A 15566-nucleotide genomic window follows, 5' to 3' on the forward strand; every position below is an offset into this window, starting at 1 on the left:
GGTCTCAGCCGCCGAACTGGTCGTCGAGGGCCTTGTGGAAGTCGGCTCCGACGAGTCGGGAGAACTCCTCATAGGTGTGCTGCGGGGGACCACCCGCCGGGGTTCCCGCAGCCCGTAGGTGAGCCAATGCGTCGGCGACGGCCCGTGTGGCGGTGAACAGAGCCGTCACGGCGTAAAAGGCGAGGGAGAATCCGAGTTCCTGGAGGTCGAGGGCGGTCAGCCCGGTCGTCTCGTTGCCGTCGACGATGGACACCACCTTGGGGCCCTCGACCGCCGAGGCCACCGCCTCCAGCTCGTGGATCTTCTTGACGCCGTCGACGAAGACCAGGTCGGCACCCGCGTCCCGGTAGAGACGGGCCCGCCGGACCGCCTCGGCGATACCCTGCGCGGGGAGAGCGTCAGTGCGGCCGATGATCAGCATGTCCGCGGACCCACGCGCTCGCAGGGCGCACCTCAGACGCTTGACGCTGCTCTCCGCGTCCAGCAGCCGCACACCGCTCATCTGCCCGCACCGTTTGGGCATGGCCTGGTCTTCGAGATGGATCGCTGCCGCACCGGCTTGAAGATATTCGTGCACGGTGCGGTCGATGTTGCTGGGCCCGCCGTAGCCGGTGTCGGCGTCCGCGATCACCGGGATCGACACCGCACGCGTCATGTTGCGTGCGTGCTCGGTCATCTCGGTCTGGCTGAGCAGACCGACGTCCGGCATTCCCAGCCGACTGGCCGTGGCGCCGAAACCCGTCATATACACAGCGGGAAAGCCGGCCGCTTCCACAAGACGCGCACTGACCGAGTCAGGCGCTCCCGGCGCCAGAACGATCTCCCGGCCCTCCAGCAGGCTCTTCAAGGACGTACCAGACCTACCAACAGTCAACGGAACCTCTCCAACCGCATGTCGATCACGCCGCTACAAGTCTGCCCGGCGGCCAGCGAGCTTGCGCGAGCTGACAACCAGCATGGGCACAGCGCGCCCCGTGCGGCACTGATCCATCAGCGCATGGTCAACGGGCTCATCGGCTCGACGTAGGCCCGAGCGAACCAGTGGCCGATGGCGGCCTTGCGCAGGTGTCCGGCGAGGCCCTTGTCTCCCGCGACCGCCATCGTCGCGTGGACGTGGACCTCTCCGTCGACGATCTCGCCCGTGCCGTGCATCTCGGCGGGCAACGCGTAGTCCGTGACCATGTCGTCGGCCGGATCGTCCGCAGGCATGGTGGAGAGGGTGAACGAGTCGGCCGCGCCGATCAGGCTGACGATCGCCGCGTTCGTGATCCCTCGCTCTTTGGCTTCGCGTGTGAGGGCCTCCAGCAGTTCGGCGTTCCGGACCTCGATCACGATCACTGCGGGGTCTCCCAACTCAGTAGGTGTGAGATCACGCAGCATGGCAGCCGAGCGTCAACGCGCGCCAGCAACAGCGGGTCTCAAGGACTCACTCAACAGCCGTTGGGTGGCAAACTGAGCCGCTTGCCCGAACGATCCAGCCCCGGCCCGTACCTGCGGGCTCAGTTTGCAGCGACGCTGGCCACGGGCTACGCGACTTGGGATGAGGCGGAGCGGTAGGCAATTGGACGGTGGCCCCCGCTGGTTGGGCGGGGCGCTCGGTATGCAGGATCCCGCTGTGGGCGGCGGATGACTTGGCCAGCGCAGCTTCAGCCGCGCTTTTGACCAGGCCGACGCGGAGAGCCCCGGCCCGCTGGTAGTGGGCCGGGGCTCATTCCCGGCCGGTATGAGCCGGACTGGGTACTACGAGGTTACACGCTGCGCTTGGTCTCCTTGACGTCAGTGACGAACGAGGACCAGGAGGCAGCGGAGAAGGTCAGTACAGGCCCGCTCGGGTGCTTGCTGTCGCGCACCGGTACGACGTCCGAAACGCCACTCGCGACTTCGACGCATGCCCCTTCCCCGTTGCTGTGACTGGACTTGTTCCAGGCTGCGTGTATGAGGTCAGCCGTGCTGTCTTTCATAGCTCCCTGCCACTTCGGAGATGAGGCGCCGCGAGTCCTCTTCGTCGAGCGCCATCTCCCAGATGTTCGTGAACGCTGTTTCATAGCGCTCAACTTCGTTGGGTTTGTCGAGGTAGAGCGCTCCCGTGTAGCTGTCTGCGTACACGGTGGGCGGCTCGGTGTGCCTACCATCCTTGCCGGTTGGGAAGCGCAAGGCGACGAATGGGCCTGACAGCACGCCAGGAAACAAGCCGGCGCCGAACGGAACCACACGCACAGAGACGTTGGGGAGATCCCCAACCGTGACGATGTGCCGAAGTTGCGCGGCCATCACCCTGTTGCCGCCGATTGGCCGATGAACCACGGCTTCGTTGAGCGCAACCCTCAGGTTGGTGGGGTCAGTGGCCCGGGTGAGAAGGGCTTGGCGAGCGATGCGCACGTGAACGCGTCGCTCGATTTCGTCAGCTTCCTGGTGCGGGAGGTGTGCGCGGATGATGGTGCGTGCGTACTCCTCACACTGCATCAGCCCGGGAACCAACACGTCCTCGTACCAGGAGATACGGGTTGCCGCCTCTTCCAGGCCAATGAAGAGGTCCAGCCATTCCGGAATCACATCGCCATACGCGTGCCACCAGCCTTTTGCCTTGGTTTCCTTGGCGAGGGCCATCAGTCCCTCTGTGAGGTCCGGGGGTGCCCCGTAGATCTTGCACATGGCCTCAACGTCGAGGCTTCGTAGGGACGTTTGCCCTGTTTCGATGCGCCACATCTTGGCCTCGGACCATTCCAGTTTGAGCGCTGCCGCTCGCACTGTGAGTCGCGCGTTGTTGCGCAGGTCGCGTAGGTATCGCCCCAACTGTCGCCTTGGGACGGTTGATCCTGTGGGTCCGTCAGTCATCCCCACCCCTTCCCTTACCCCGATCTGAAGGACTTCGGTCACACGGAATGAAAGCACCGGATGCCTCGCTTAGCAATGCATGTCACCTTCGCGGGTAATTCAGTGTGAGAGCTTGCATGTCGTGGATTGCGGGAGCATCCTGGGCGCTCGCTGACCCATCCATGTCGCCGACATGGAGCGGGAGATGAGGAGTGTGACCATGAAGTTGCCGCAATCAGCGGCGACTTGGGTGCCCGGTGTGTGGCTGGTAGGCACACACCGCGGCGACAAGATCGGCCGACTCGTCAGCACTGTCGAAGGCATGCTGTGGCTCCGTCCGGTGGGCGTAGGTATCGAGTGGATGTCCGAGCCGGATCGTGTGCGACCGCACAGCGAAGGGGAGTTGTGGCAGGCCGTTGCCGCGAGCCCTTCTGGCAGCGTTTTCGCAGCGAAGCGATCAGGCGCTGGGCCGTGGGTCCCCATGCCCAAGACACTCGTTGTCGACACAGCTTCGGACCGTATCGGTCGTGCGATGGCATGGGACTCGGAACTTCACGAACTCACCATCGAGCCCCTGGATGGTGGGGCCCTATGTCACACCCGGTACTACCACCGCGCAACCCATGCCGACATGGAAGCGGCAAGAGGGGCGGCGGCACGGTGAAGACACACTTGCGCTGCGGCGTGTGCGCTGTCTTCCGCCGCGCCATCGCAGCGGCCACAGAGCGCGGAAATGCCACGGCCGTCACTCAGTACCTCCACGGCTGGGCACGTCACCGGCGCACGGCGCATGTCACCTGCAAGGGGTCGCTGAGCGAACGCGTCGCGGCCATCAATGCTCAGAGCCGGAAGGCAGCGAACCTGTGGTGAGCACCACGACCCCCAAGTCCCCGGCGTGCCGGGAGTGCCTGCGTCTCATCGTGCTGCGGGCCACCGCACGGCGCCTTGACCCGATGAGCAAAGTGGCCCGGGTCGAGGCCGAGTTGGAGCGCCACCGGCGGGAGGCGCACTCATGACTGCACCGCGCTTGCGCCCGGTCGTGACCGTGCCGCACTCGTCCGGGCCGAGCGCCATCGTCCCCGGAGACACCGGCTGCACCGAGTGCATCCGGCTCACCCACGCCCGGTACACGGACGCAACCCGGGGTGCCTGGACGGCGGAAGCCCGGCACCGCGAGCAGATGCACGCGCACTGGACAGCCGCACACGAAAAGTGGCGCTCGTGAGCGAGGGTGAGCGGAGACCGTTCACGGTCACACGGGAGGGCAGTGTGTCCCTGCCGGCGCCGACCCCCATCAGCGCGGCGGAAGCCGAGCAAAGCATTGTGGAGTCAGCGGAGTTCAGTGCTGCGCTGAAGGAGGCAGTGCGTGAGCACCTCGGCCCGACCCCTGCTTGGGCCGAAGCCGTTACCGAACAAGTCGCCGTTCTGCGTGCACTGTTGGCATCGTCCAACGCCTCGGGCACGGGAAGCCGAGACGCCGACACGGACCCGTCCTCTCCCTGACGGGCGTACCCATAGACCCCTGCCTCTCCCTGATCTGGTCCAGGTGCCGGGGGAGGCAGGTTCCAGACCCCGTCCGGCCGTCACTGGTCACGACCGGCCGGACGGGTACGCAAGTGCGGTGCACAACTCCAGCAACAGGAGGGCTGGCTCCGCCGCCCCCAGCTGTGGAGAACCTTCGCCGACCACGACCTGCTCGTCATGCCCTCCACCACCTTGGAAGCCATGGGCCTGGTCGCCCTGGAGGCCCAGGCACGCGGCCTTCCCGTGCTCTACCAACCCGTCCCCGGCCTGGCCGACATCCTCGCCGCCTCCGGCATCGCCACCGACTTCACCCGCCCCGCCGCCCTTGCTCGCGACATCGACCGGCTCCGTACGACCCCCGGCCTGCTGCCGGCCCTCCAGCAGGCCGGACGCAGCAACGCGGCTCGCTACCCCCTCAGCGCCACTGCCAAGGCCCTGACCGAACTCGGCCACCGGATCAGCTGACGCACCCCCGCCTTCCCTAACCGGGCCCGCCCACGTCACTACGCTGACGGGCGGGCCCGCACCACGACATCGGAGATGCTCATGGCAGACAGCACCGAGACGATCAAGCAGCTCGTGGCGGGCGGCGTCCGCGCCAAGGTTTACCCCGGCGCCGTATGGGCCACGGGCAACGCCGCGGGAATCCAGGCCGGCGGCACCGCCGGCGCCCTCGACCCCGCTCAGCCGGACCTCCCCATGCGGCCGGACACCGTCTTCGACGTCGCCAGCCTCACCAAGATCCTCGCCGTGTGGTCCACCATCGGCGCCCTGTGGGAAGACGGCGCTCTCCCGCTCGACGAACCCCTCAACGGTTTCTGGACCGAGGTCACCGGCCACCCGCTCGGCCAGGTCACTGCCCGGCAGTTGCTGACCCACACCGCCGGTGTTCCGCTGCGGGCCCAGCTGAAGAACCTCTACGGAACCGACCCGAGTACGATCCGGGCCGGAGTCCTTCACGAGGCCCTGCACCGGCCCCCCGGCGAAGCCGTCGAATACACCGACCGGGCCGCCCTCATCCTCGGCTACCTCGCCGAACACCTCTCCGGCCAGCCTCTGAACCAGCTCGCCCGTACCCGCATCTGGCAGCCGCTCGGCATGATCCACACCCGCTTCGGGCCCCTCCACGCCGAGCTGGCCGCCCGCTGCGCCCCCACCGAGCTCGACGAGGGCACCGGCCGCCACCTCAAGGGCATCGCCCACGACTTCTCCGCCCGCCTCCTCGGTGGAGTCTGCGGCATCGCCGGCACTTTTTCTCTCCTCGACGACCTCACCCGCTTCCTGCGCTACATGCTCGACCCCGCCACAGCCCCCACAGCACCCGGGTTCGGGCCGAACTGGGTCGAGGAGTCTCTGACCGTCCAGACCGGCGCTCTGGAACCCGTCCGTGGTCTCTTCTGGCACCCTGCTCCCGGCACAAACCCCGCTGACCGGATCTACGTCCACTACGGCTTTACCGGGACCGGTATGTGGATCTCCCCCAAACAGGGAACCTGGGCCATCCTGTTGACCAACAAGCTCTACTACACCCGCGACCGCCAGCCCCTCACCGAGATCCGTAACAGCTACCGAGAAATGATCTTTGGCTAGCCTCGTCCCCGGCGTGCCGGGAGTGCCTGCGTCTCATCGTGCTGCGGGCCACCGCACGGCGCCTGGACCCGATGAGCAAAGTGGCCCGGATCGAGGCTGAATTGGAGCGCCACCGGCGGGAGGCGCACTCATGACTGCACCACGCTTGCGCCCGGTCGTGACCGTGCCGCACTCGTTCGGGCCGAGCGCCATCGTCCCCGGAGACACCGGCTGCGCCGAGCGCATCCGGCTCACCCACGCCCGGTACACAGACGCCGCCCGGGGCGACTGGACGGCGGAAGCCCGGCACCGTGAGCAGATGCACGCGCACTGGACAGCCGCACACGGAAGGTGGCGCACGTGAGCGAGACCGAGCGGAGACTGTTCACGGTCACACGGTAGGGCTGCGTGTTCCCGCCGGCGGCGCCCCCTCTCGATGCGATGCCGAGCAAACGGCTCCAGCGCCTTCACCAGCCACCCCCGTTCCTCCAACCCCGCGCGTACGGTGGCGGCGATCTCTGCCATGCCCGCAGGGTTCTCGGTGGCGACATCAAGGTCTTGGCTGAGGCGGTGGACCAGGCCGTGAGCCTGGACGGCATAGCCGCCCGTAAGCGCGAGCGGGTAGGGCGTGCCCACGGCAAGGACGTCGGCGAGAAGGCGGCGATGCAGTTCCGTCAGGTTCATGCAACAGCCTGGGTGTGCGCGGCCAGTTCGGCAAAGGCGGCTTCCCAGACGTCGCGGAGGTCCCGACTGATCAGAGTGCGCAAGGTTGGCCACATGCTGATGAGCAGGTCGTGGTTGAGGAGCTCGACCAGGTCGTCATGGAGGCCCTCGGCCAGGACGATGCGGTAGCAGCTCATGCGCAGACGAGGCCGGTCGAGGTCGAACTCGGTCAGCCCGGACCACGCCAGGTGCAGAGGCAGGTTCACAGTCCCATGGGCGGGGCCGACGAGCTTCGACAGCTCGTCGGGCAGCCGTCGGGCGAACTTGGCTCGGCGGAGCTCGGAGAGGGAGGGCGGTGAGGCCATGCTTCGATCATTGCCTGAGGGGGCAGTGGGTGTGGATGGGATCGGCAGGCTTGCGCGCCGCGGCACGGGCTCGGCGCTGTGTGCTGTCAGGCAGGGCGCCCGGGGCGGGGCGGACGGTATGCGGACCAGTCCGGCCGGAGTCCGTAACGGATGGTGCTGATCCGGTGGCGGAGATTTCGGAGCTCGGCGGCCCGTCCGCTCACGCGAACGGCCCCGGACGAGGAGTCCGGGGCCGAATGGAACGCCTCCCTGGGGAGAAACCCCAGGTCAGCGCGTTACCGCAGTGTGCCCCCGGGCAGATTCGAACTGCCGACACCCGCTTTAGGAGAGCGGTGCTCTATCCCCTGAGCTACGGAGGCCGCTGGTCAGCGCGGTGCGGAAGTCCCCGCGAGGGGGTGGCCTCCTACAGCGTGAGCCGACCAGGGACAGCCTAGCGGATGCGGCTTTGGTGGGTGGAGCGCGTCCGGGGGCGGCGAGCGGCTGTGGTGCTGACCGGCAGGTTTCCGTGGGGCGGCCGGGGTGGTTCGGGCATCGCTCGGGGCCGGTGCGACTCTTGCCCACCGGCCGGCTCGGCCCGGACACCGGCACGTCGTGCCGGCAGGCGAACTACCGTGGGCGGCACCGCAATCGGCGCAGCGTGATGCGGTACAGCGTGGAGGCTCGCCGTGTGAAGACGATCTCGCTGGCTCGAAGGTAGGTGCGGTACCGCCGATACGTGTCGGGCCCGACGAGTGACTCGGCCTTGTCCCGGGCCTGGAGCAGCCGGGTGGACCAGGCGCGCAGGGTGCGTACGTAGTCCGCGCTGTCCTCGCGCAGTGCGGTGATCGCGAAGTACGGCTCGCATGCGGTGGTGATGTCGGACAGGCGAGGCAATGCCGAGCCGGGGAAGATCTCGCGGGCGAAGAAGGCGGGCACCGGGCCGTCGAGGTCATGGCCGTCGGTCAGTGCGATGGTCTGGAGGCTGAGGCGGCCGAGTGGTGGCAGCCATGCGGCACAGCGTGCGAAGAAGGCGTGGTAGGCCGTGATCCGTTCGTCGCGGGACATGTCCACGTGGGTGAAGTGCTCGAAGGCGCCGATCGAGACGATGCCGTCGTAGGTCGTGTCCGGCTCGTGGTCACGCCAGTCCTGGATCCTGATGTCCACTCCGGGCAGCCCGAGTGAACACGCGTGTGCGTGCTGGTCGGTGCTGAGGGTGAGGCCGACCGCGTGCCGGACGCCGGTCTCTTCAGCGGCCGTCCGCAGGAGGCTGCCCCAACCGCAACCGATGTCCAGCAGCCGGTCGTTCGCCGTGATGCCGGCCTGGGAGAGGTGGTACCGGAGCTTGGCGTGCTGTGCTTTCAGCAGCAGGTCGGTGCGCGCGGGATCGCCGGTGATGCCGTCCCACAAGGCGCAGGAGTACGTCAGGTCGGGGTCGAGCCACAGTCCGTAGAATTCCTTGCCGACGTCGTAGTGGGCCTGGATGTCCGCAGCGGTGGCGCCTGCTCGGCTGTGCTGATCGGTCTGGCCGCTCACTGTCCTTCTCCCTTGTGTTTGCGGCAGAAGCGGATGTGGCTACGGAGGCGCTGTTCCCTGAGTCTGAGCCGGCCTGTCTGTCCTCGGCTGTCATTCCGGCTGCGGCTGTGTGCCCCGGCGGCTCAGCAGGGCCAGGACGAGTACGAGCGTGCCGGCCAGGGCCAGGGCCCCGCAGCGCAAGGCCAGATGCAGTCCGTCGACGAAGGAGTCCTCGGCCCAGACGGTCACGTAGGGGGCGCCTGTAGCCGGGCGGGGTCCGGCGTCCGGCCCGTGCGCCGGGCCACCGGTGACCACGGTTCGTACCAGGTGTTCCGCCGTGTCCTGCGCGAGGCCGGCCCGTGTTGCCCGGTCGTGGAGAGTGCCGCGCATGCGGGCCGTCAGCACGGCGCCGAGCGCGGCCACACCGACGACGCCGCCCACCTCCCGCAGGGTGTCGACCACCGCTGAGGCCGTGCCGGCGTGGGCCGCGGGAGCGCGGTCGACGAGCGTGATGGTGGCCGGTACGAACAGCAGCCCCGTTCCGGCGCCGAGGACGGGCAGCAGCCACCAGTAGTCCGCGTAGGCGGCCTGCCGGCCGAAGCAGCTCAATCCGGCCAGGGCGAGAGCGTCGAGCCCCAGGCCCAGTGCCAGGGGGACGTGCGCGCCGAAACGGACCGTGAGTGCGGCGGCGACGGGTGAGGCGAGCACGATGAACGCCGAGGCCGACAGGAACACCGTCCCGGCCCCGGCGGGCGACCAGCCCAGAACGTTCTGCAGGAAGAGGCTCAGGAAGAAGGTTCCGCCGAAGAGCGCCACGCTGGAGGAGAAGCAGGACGCGGTGACGGCACGGCACTCCCGGTCGCGGAAGAGCGCGGGGTCCAGCAGGGGCCGGGATGCACGCGTTTCCACGAGGGCGAAGGCGGGCAACGTCAGGGCCGCCACCGTGAGAGCCGCCGCCGTGCCCGGCGCGCTCCAGCCGTCGACGGGCCCCTGCACCAGGCCGTACACGAGACTGCCGAGCCCGGTGACCGCCAGCGCCTGCCCGGCGGGATCCCACCGCACGGGTGCGGCGGGCGGGCGCGGCAGCACCCGCCAGGCGGCCGCCAGCGCCGCCGCACCGATGGGCAAGTTGATCCACATCACGCTGCGCCAGCCCAGGGCCTGCGTCAGCAGGCCGCCGAAGGCCGGGCCCAGCGCCACCCCGAGCCCGCCGACCGCGCCCCGTACGCCCAGGGCGCGGGCCCGCGCGGTGGCGTCGGGGCAGGCGTGGCGCAGCAGCGCCGCGCCGGCCGGCAGCAGCACGGCGGCGCCCAGCCCCTGCACGATGCGCCCGGCCACCATCGCGGCCAGGGTGGTCGCCAGGGAACCGAGGGCGGAGCCCGCCATGAAACCGAGCAGCCCGGCGAGGAAGGCCCGCCGCTGCCCCAGCCGGTCTCCGACCGCCCCCGAGGACAGCAGGGTCGCGGCGAGGACGAGCGTGTACGACGCCACGGCCCACTGGAGTCCGCTGATGCCCAGGCCGAGGCTCTCGCCCATGCTGGGCAGCGCGTTGGTGACGGCCAGGTTGTCCAGCATGGCCATGAACGCGGCGGCGGAGACCACCGCCAGGACGGCCTTTTCGTGGCCGGGGGGCGTCCCGCCTGTGGCCGGGACGGTTCCGGCAGCCTGGTGGGCGGTCACGGCCGGGCCCGATCACCGGTGTCGGCTGCCGGCTGCCGAGTTCGCCCGGCAGCCGGCAGCGGATCGAAGGCACCGACGGGCCGGTTCGGGTCAGCGGTGGTCATGGCGTCGAGCAGGAGCAGCAGCCGCTGCTGGTGGCCGGCCAGGTCGGCCCGGGTGTACTGCTCGCGGGCGGCCTGTACTTCCAGCCGTAGACCGGCGTCGTCGCACCGGTCCAGGGCGAGAAGTTTCAGGCGGGCAGGCCGGCCGGCGGCGACGCGGACGCCGGAGACGGTGCAGGAGCTGCCGGCCATGCTGAGGGGACGACCGTACGGCACGACGTTGACGATCAGCGAGAACCGGGAGGCGATGCTGCCCGGCAGACCGAGGTCACGGGCCAGATCCTCACCGGGGTAGCGCTGATGGGCCACCGCCTGGTTCATCGCGTGGTCGACCTGGGTGAGCAGTTCGGCCAGCGGCATGCTGGAGCGGACCCTCAGGAGCAGGGGCACGATGTTGTGGATCACGCCCGGGGTGGTCAAGAGGTGGCGCCGCGGACGGCCGGTGACGGCCAGACCGATCACCACCTCGGGTGCCCGCGTCAGCTGGTGCGCGTACACCGCCGCCGCGGCGCAGACGAACCGCGACCGTGCGACCCCGGCGAGCCGGGTCGCACGGTGGAGCGCCTCCGGGCGCGCGAGCGGACGGTCCCCGCTGGTACAGACGGCCAGTGGGGCCAGGTACCCGCTGGCCATGTCCTGCTGGACGTCCTGCCGGCCCGCGAGGGCCGGGCGGGCGGGCAGCGGCGCCGGGTCCGGTGGATCGCTGAACGTCCGAGTCCAATAGGCTCCATCGGCGGCGTACTGCGGCGAGGACCGGTAGTCCAGGTCGGCCTTCACCAGGTCGGCCAGCGATCCGAACGGGGACGCTCCCACCGGTTCCCCGGCGGCCAGCAGCGTGTACACCTGCGTGAACCGGCGCGTGATCAGGAAGAGGCTGAAGCCGTCCGTCACCAGGTGATGGGCGCTGAGGTAACACAGCCAGTCGTCCGCCCGCAGCGCGATCAACGCGCACCGGAAGAGCGGGCCGCGAGCCGCGTCGATCGGCTGGGCCATGTCTGCCGCGATCCAGTGACGCGCCGCGCTGTGCGGATCGGGCTCACCGCTGACGTCGATACACGCCCAAGCGGTGTCGGCCGCCGGATGTACTTCCTGCACGGGACCGTCCGGAGTGTCGGCGATGCGCACACGCAGTGTGTCGGCCTCGGCAAGGATCTGCCTCATCGCCGCTTCGAACAGCCCTGTGTCGACCGGCCCGTGGATGTGCACGCACTGGCTGATCCGGTACGCCTCATGCCCATCGCACGCGTCCTGCTCGGCGAGCCATATCTTGCGTTGTGCCGCGGTCAGCGGCAGCAGCACGCGCGAGGTGGGGCGCGCTGTGCGACCTTCGGCGCCGGGTTCGCCTTCCGGGCCGGGGGTGGATGGAGTCACACCGCTGGAAGCGGGCATCGGCACCTCCCATGAGCTCCCGACGAGCCTCCCCGGCGACCCCCTGATTACTCCATGTGACCTACATAGGCGTATGGAACCACCCGAACGGATGACATGGCTCGCCTCTTGAGGGCACGGGTGTCCCGGGTCGCCCCACCGGCGTGCGTACGCGATGTCCGCGCCCGCGCCTGCCCCTTTCCGCGTATCAACTCCCGTTCACAGCCCGCATACAGACGCCGCATCAGCTGCATACTCCCATCAGGTATGGAACGCAAAGGGGCGGAACTGTACGCACGTTCAGCACGAGGAAGCGAGGTGAGCAGGGGTGACTCCTGCTGCGGCGGAGAGCGTACTGCGGGAGCTGGAGCCGTCGGTGGAGCGACTGCTGGAACGCCATCTCGCAGTTGCCCACGACTGGCTGCCGCACCAGTTCGTGCCGTGGAGCGGGGCGCGGGACTTCGACGGGCCGCTGGAGGGTGCCGCCTGGCAGCCGGAACAGTCGTCTCTGCCGCCGGCCGTACAGGACTCCCTGGTCATCAACCTCCTCACCGAGGACAACCTGCCGAGTTACCACTTCGATATTTCGGTGCGGCTCGGTCGGGACGGAGCCTGGGGCACGTGGAACCACCGGTGGACGGCCGAGGAGGACCGGCACTCGTCCGCGCTGCGCGCCTTCATTCACGCCCGCCGGGCGGTGGATCCCGTCACCCTCGAACATTTGCGGATGCAACATGTGGCGGCCGGGTGGACCCTCCGCTGGTCCACGGTGCTGCACGGCCTGGCGTACGCCACTGTGCAGGAGCTGGCGACCCGGCAGGCCCACCGGAACACCGGGGCGCTGTGCGGTGACCGGGTGGGCGAGATGCTGATGGCCAGGATCGCGACCGACGAGAACCTGCACATGCTGTTCTACCGAGGGGTGTTCGCCGAAGCGCTCCAGGTGTTTCCCGACGACGCGATGACGGCCCTGGCGGATGTCCTGTGCGGCTTCCGGATGCCGGGGGCCGGCATCCCGGGGTTCCAGACGCGGGCCGCGCGCATCGCCGAGGCCGGCATCTACAACCTGGACGTCCACCGCGAGCACGTGGTGCTGCCGCTGCTGCGCGCCCTCTCGGTGATGAGGGCGACCGGCCTCGGCCCGGCCGGCAGAAAGGCGCAGGATCGCATCGGCCTGTACGAGAAACGGCTTGAGACGCGGGCGGCCCGGGCTCGTGCGCTGTACGCACCCAGGAATCCGGACAAGGCTCTCCCCCTGTCCCCGTGAGAGAACAGGAGCTGTTGGCATGACGCGACCCTTGGACCGGCCTGCGCTTCCCGAAAATTTCATCGCCTTGCTGACCGAACACCTGGGGATTCCGGTACCTGCCGAGGAGCTCTCGGCCGAGGCGACACTGGAGAGCCTCAACATGGACTCACTGGCCCTGATGGAACTCGTGGTGACGGCCGAGGAAGCGTTCGGGATCGTTCTGCCCGACAGCGCCCTGGACCTCTCCCCGTCCGCCACGCTCGGCGAGGCGGCGAAGGTGTTCGATGAGGCGACCTGACATCGCCATCACCGGTCTTGGCCTGGTGACTCCGGCAGGGAACACCGTGGAGGCGAACTGGGAAACCCTGTGCCGGGGCCACTCGGTGGCCACCACCGACCCCCTCCTGGAAGGACTGCCCGTCGACTTCTCCTGCCGGGTCATGGACTTCGACGCCGAGGCGGAGCTCGGACGGCTCGCCCAACGCCTGGACCCCTTCAGCCAGTTCGCCGTGGTAGCCGCCCGGCAGGCGGTCGTCGACGCCGGCCTTGAGCCCACTGCCTGGCGAGGGGAACGGGTAGGAGTCGTCCTGGGCGTCGGGAGCACCAGCCTGAACACCTACGAAACCGTGTTCCAGCACCTCCACACAGGAAAGCCGGAGCGCGTCTCCCCGCTCACCATGCCACGCAGCCTGCCCAACATGGCCGCTGGAGAGGTGGCGCTCGACCTGGGGGCGCAGGGGCCGAATTTCACCGTCTCCACCGCGTGCGCCTCAGGTGCTACCGCGATCGGAGTCGCGCGGGACCTGCTGCGCTCGGGCACGTGCGACATCGTGCTGACAGGCGGCACCGAGGGAGCACGAAACCGCCTCTCCTCCGCGTGCTTCGCACGGATGCGAGCGCTGTCCCGGCGCCGGGACCAACCTGCCCTCGCCAGCCGGCCGTTCGACACGGCACGCGACGGATTCGTCCTCGGCGAGGGCGCCGCCGTCCTCGTACTGGAACGACTGTCCGCCGCACGGGCCCGCCGGGCACCCGTGCAGGCCCTGCTGCGCGGCTACGGGGCCAGCGCCGACGCACACCACCCCATCTCCCCGCACCCCGAGGGCCGGGGCGTACTACAGGCCATCGCCGCCGCCCTCGAAGACGGCGGATGCCGGCCGGACGACATCGGGCACATCAACGCGCACGGCACCTCCACCCCCAGGAACGACGCGCTGGAGGCAGCGGCCCTCACACGGGTCTTCGGGGACCGCACACCACCGGTCACCGCTCCCAAGGGCGTCATCGGCCACTCCCTCGGTGCGGCCGGGGCGATCGAGGCCGCCTACACCGTCCTCGCGCTCCGCCACCGGACCGTGCCTCCGGTGGCGAACTTCCAGGCCCAGGACACGGACCACGAGATCGACATCGTCGCCGGAGCCCCGCGCCCCGTCCGCGCGGACACCGCCCTGAGCTTCTCCTTCGGCTTCGGCGGGCAGAACGCGGTCCTGCTGTTCACGGCTTCCTGATCGCGGCCGTGTGGAACGGGCAGCCCTTCAGCTGTTTCAGGATGTCCTGCGCCAGGAGGTCTTCTTCGCCTGCCAGGGCGGTCGCGACGTCCGGTGCGGTGGGGAACACCATTTCCGCGGCGATGTTGTCCTGCACGATCCGGGCGAGGTTGTCGAGTGCGGTGGCGACCGGGTCGGAGGGGAACTGCGCGATCATCTGGTTGACGAGGTGGCTGTCCGCCCGTCTCTGGTCCATGCACGGCTTGATGATGATGGCGTTCTGGTTGAGGGCGGCCGTCGTCCACAACTCGAATATGAGGACGTACAGTTCGGACCAGCGCGCTTCGCCCAGCTGTGCCCGCCGCCGTTGCAGCAGCGCGTGGACGCCCTCGATCTGGGCTTTCGACGCCCAGTACATGGTCGTCCGGATGTGGTCGTACACCGCGCTGGAGAAGTCCTGGAAACCCTGCATGTCGAAGGAACGGGCCCTGAGCGCGTCCGTGATGAAGTCCAGACCGCCGTCGAGGATGCTCCGGCCGGCGTCCTCCAGCGCCGCTGGCAGGTTGGCGCCTGCCAGGTTCTGGTGCGCGGCTTTCAGCGTCGCCGCGAACTGTTGCAGTGGCTCGGTCCACGCCGTCGACGACGGGCCGGTGTGGGCGACCTGTTCCAGGTCGTGCGGGTCGATCCGGTTCGCGTTCCCGACCGGCGGAACCTTCGGGCTGAGGTAGGGCGCCACCACCGCGTAGATCCCCAGCGGCGTGTGCGCGACCGACTTCGCCAGCTCGAACAACTCGCCCACCGGGTGCAGGCGCTCGACGGTCCTGCCCTGGTCGACCAGGAAGTACTCGCCTCCCTTCGCGTCGTTGTTGACGACGATCACCGGGCCCAGATGCCGCGCCACCGACGCACGCAGCAGGTCGTAGTGGTGCTGCATATCGGTGTCTATCCGCAGCACCGCGGCTCTGGCGTCCTGCTCGGAGACCGGGGCCGGGGTGATGTCGGCGGAAGGCCGCGCCGCAGGGGCTCCGGCGAACGCGGTCGTGCCGAGAGCGGCGCTGGTGCCGAGGAACGTTCTGCGCGTAGTCACGTGCTGTGCTTCCCCCTGGTGCGGCACGAAGACACCCTGGCGGCCGGACCGGCGGCTGTGCGGATCCGGCACCCGGGGCGCCGGGTCCGGGCCGGGGACAGGCCCGGGTCGGGCTGGTCAAGGGGGCGGGGGGCTCTCTACGGTGGGCTCGGTGCGATCGCACAGGGA

General features: G+C 69.2%; 16 protein-coding genes, 1 tRNA gene and 2 pseudogenes. 8 read left to right on the forward strand and 11 right to left on the reverse strand.

Annotated features, from left to right (window positions below; translation table 11 throughout):
- Nucleotides 1–4 precede the first annotated feature (4 nt).
- From ACFP1Z_RS17710 to ACFP1Z_RS17725, 4 genes are all read right to left on the reverse strand, one after another.
- Nucleotides 5–874, reverse strand: coding sequence for an isocitrate lyase/PEP mutase family protein (locus tag ACFP1Z_RS17710; RefSeq protein ID WP_390317368.1), 870 nt, complete (start codon nt 872–874; stop codon nt 5–7).
- Between the two features lie 116 nt (nt 875–990).
- The gene (locus ACFP1Z_RS17715) at nt 991–1338 is read right to left on the reverse strand and encodes a PCC domain-containing protein (RefSeq protein ID WP_390317369.1); all 348 of its coding nucleotides are present in this window, start codon (nt 1336–1338) and stop codon (nt 991–993) included.
- A gap of 410 nt (nt 1339–1748) precedes the next feature.
- Nucleotides 1749–2045, reverse strand: coding sequence for a DUF397 domain-containing protein (locus tag ACFP1Z_RS17720; protein WP_390317370.1), 297 nt, complete (start codon nt 2043–2045; stop codon nt 1749–1751).
- Entirely contained in the window at nt 1942–2835 is an 894-nt protein-coding gene (locus tag ACFP1Z_RS17725; protein ID WP_390317371.1) for a helix-turn-helix domain-containing protein, read from the reverse strand. The genes ACFP1Z_RS17720 and ACFP1Z_RS17725 overlap by 104 nt, the downstream gene beginning before the upstream one ends.
- Nucleotides 2836–3680: 845 nt before the next feature.
- On the opposite strand from ACFP1Z_RS17725, the gene ACFP1Z_RS17730 reads away from it, so the two are divergent.
- The 5 genes and pseudogenes from ACFP1Z_RS17730 (at nt 3681) to ACFP1Z_RS17750 (ending at nt 6271) form a co-directional block, all read left to right on the forward strand.
- A complete protein-coding gene (locus tag ACFP1Z_RS17730; protein WP_390317372.1) occupies nt 3681–3830 on the forward strand; it encodes a hypothetical protein in 150 nt (49 codons plus the stop codon).
- On the forward strand, nt 3827–4039 hold the full coding sequence (locus ACFP1Z_RS17735) for a hypothetical protein (RefSeq protein WP_390317373.1): 213 nt from the start codon (nt 3827–3829) through the stop codon (nt 4037–4039). Before ACFP1Z_RS17730 ends, ACFP1Z_RS17735 begins: the two co-directional genes overlap by 4 nt.
- A gap of 419 nt (nt 4040–4458) precedes the next feature.
- Nucleotides 4459–4803: pseudogene (locus tag ACFP1Z_RS17740) on the forward strand (glycosyltransferase); the annotation flags it as partial.
- A gap of 81 nt (nt 4804–4884) precedes the next feature.
- Entirely contained in the window at nt 4885–5928 is a 1044-nt protein-coding gene (locus ACFP1Z_RS17745; protein WP_390317374.1) for a serine hydrolase domain-containing protein, read from the forward strand.
- 130 nt (nt 5929–6058) lie between these two features.
- Nucleotides 6059–6271, forward strand: a complete 213-nt coding sequence (locus ACFP1Z_RS17750) for a hypothetical protein (protein ID WP_390317594.1) — start codon at nt 6059–6061, stop codon at nt 6269–6271.
- Nucleotides 6272–6363: 92 nt separating this feature from the next.
- On the opposite strand, the pseudogene ACFP1Z_RS17755 reads toward ACFP1Z_RS17750, so the two are convergent.
- The 6 genes and pseudogenes from ACFP1Z_RS17755 to ACFP1Z_RS17780 form a co-directional block, all read right to left on the reverse strand.
- Nucleotides 6364–6591, reverse strand: a pseudogene (locus ACFP1Z_RS17755) (nucleotidyl transferase AbiEii/AbiGii toxin family protein); the annotation flags it as partial.
- The gene (locus ACFP1Z_RS17760) at nt 6588–6935 is read right to left on the reverse strand and encodes a transcriptional regulator (protein ID WP_390317375.1); all 348 of its coding nucleotides are present in this window, start codon (nt 6933–6935) and stop codon (nt 6588–6590) included. The pseudogene ACFP1Z_RS17755 and the gene ACFP1Z_RS17760, both read right to left, overlap by 4 nt.
- Nucleotides 6936–7221: 286 nt before the next feature.
- Nucleotides 7222–7294, reverse strand: a tRNA-Arg gene (locus tag ACFP1Z_RS17765).
- A gap of 247 nt (nt 7295–7541) precedes the next feature.
- Nucleotides 7542–8447 carry a class I SAM-dependent methyltransferase gene (locus ACFP1Z_RS17770; RefSeq protein WP_390317376.1) on the reverse strand — a complete coding sequence of 302 codons (906 nt, stop codon included), beginning with the start codon at nt 8445–8447 and terminating at the stop codon, nt 7542–7544.
- Between the two features lie 90 nt (nt 8448–8537).
- A complete protein-coding gene (locus tag ACFP1Z_RS17775; protein ID WP_390317377.1) occupies nt 8538–10106 on the reverse strand; it encodes a DHA2 family efflux MFS transporter permease subunit in 1569 nt (522 codons plus the stop codon).
- Nucleotides 10103–11596: a condensation domain-containing protein gene (locus ACFP1Z_RS17780; protein ID WP_390317378.1), complete on the reverse strand. Its 1494-nt coding sequence runs from the start codon at nt 11594–11596 to the stop codon at nt 10103–10105. The genes ACFP1Z_RS17775 and ACFP1Z_RS17780 overlap by 4 nt, the downstream gene beginning before the upstream one ends.
- A gap of 307 nt (nt 11597–11903) precedes the next feature.
- Between ACFP1Z_RS17780 and ACFP1Z_RS17785 the strand changes: the two genes are divergently transcribed.
- Genes ACFP1Z_RS17785 through ACFP1Z_RS17795 form a run of 3 tightly spaced genes read left to right on the forward strand, consistent with a single transcriptional unit; the run spans nt 11904 to nt 14332 of the window.
- Nucleotides 11904–12842, forward strand: a complete 939-nt coding sequence (locus ACFP1Z_RS17785; protein ID WP_390317379.1) for an acyl-ACP desaturase — start codon at nt 11904–11906, stop codon at nt 12840–12842.
- 19 nt (nt 12843–12861) lie between these two features.
- Nucleotides 12862–13122 (forward strand): acyl carrier protein, encoded by a 261-nt coding sequence (locus ACFP1Z_RS17790; RefSeq protein WP_390317380.1) that lies wholly within the window; start codon nt 12862–12864, stop codon nt 13120–13122.
- Nucleotides 13109–14332 carry a beta-ketoacyl-[acyl-carrier-protein] synthase family protein gene (locus ACFP1Z_RS17795; RefSeq protein WP_390317381.1) on the forward strand — a complete coding sequence of 408 codons (1224 nt, stop codon included), beginning with the start codon at nt 13109–13111 and terminating at the stop codon, nt 14330–14332. The genes ACFP1Z_RS17790 and ACFP1Z_RS17795 overlap by 14 nt, the downstream gene beginning before the upstream one ends.
- On the opposite strand, the gene ACFP1Z_RS17800 is transcribed toward ACFP1Z_RS17795, so the two are convergent.
- On the reverse strand, nt 14319–15398 hold the full coding sequence (locus tag ACFP1Z_RS17800; protein WP_390317382.1) for a hypothetical protein: 1080 nt from the start codon (nt 15396–15398) through the stop codon (nt 14319–14321). The two genes, ACFP1Z_RS17795 and ACFP1Z_RS17800, sit on opposite strands and share 14 nt — an antisense overlap.
- Between the last annotated feature and the right edge of the window lie 168 nt (nt 15399–15566).

Source organism: Streptomyces gamaensis, from assembly GCF_042656465.1.
Taxonomy (GTDB): Bacteria; Actinomycetota; Actinomycetes; order Streptomycetales; family Streptomycetaceae; genus Streptomyces; species Streptomyces gamaensis.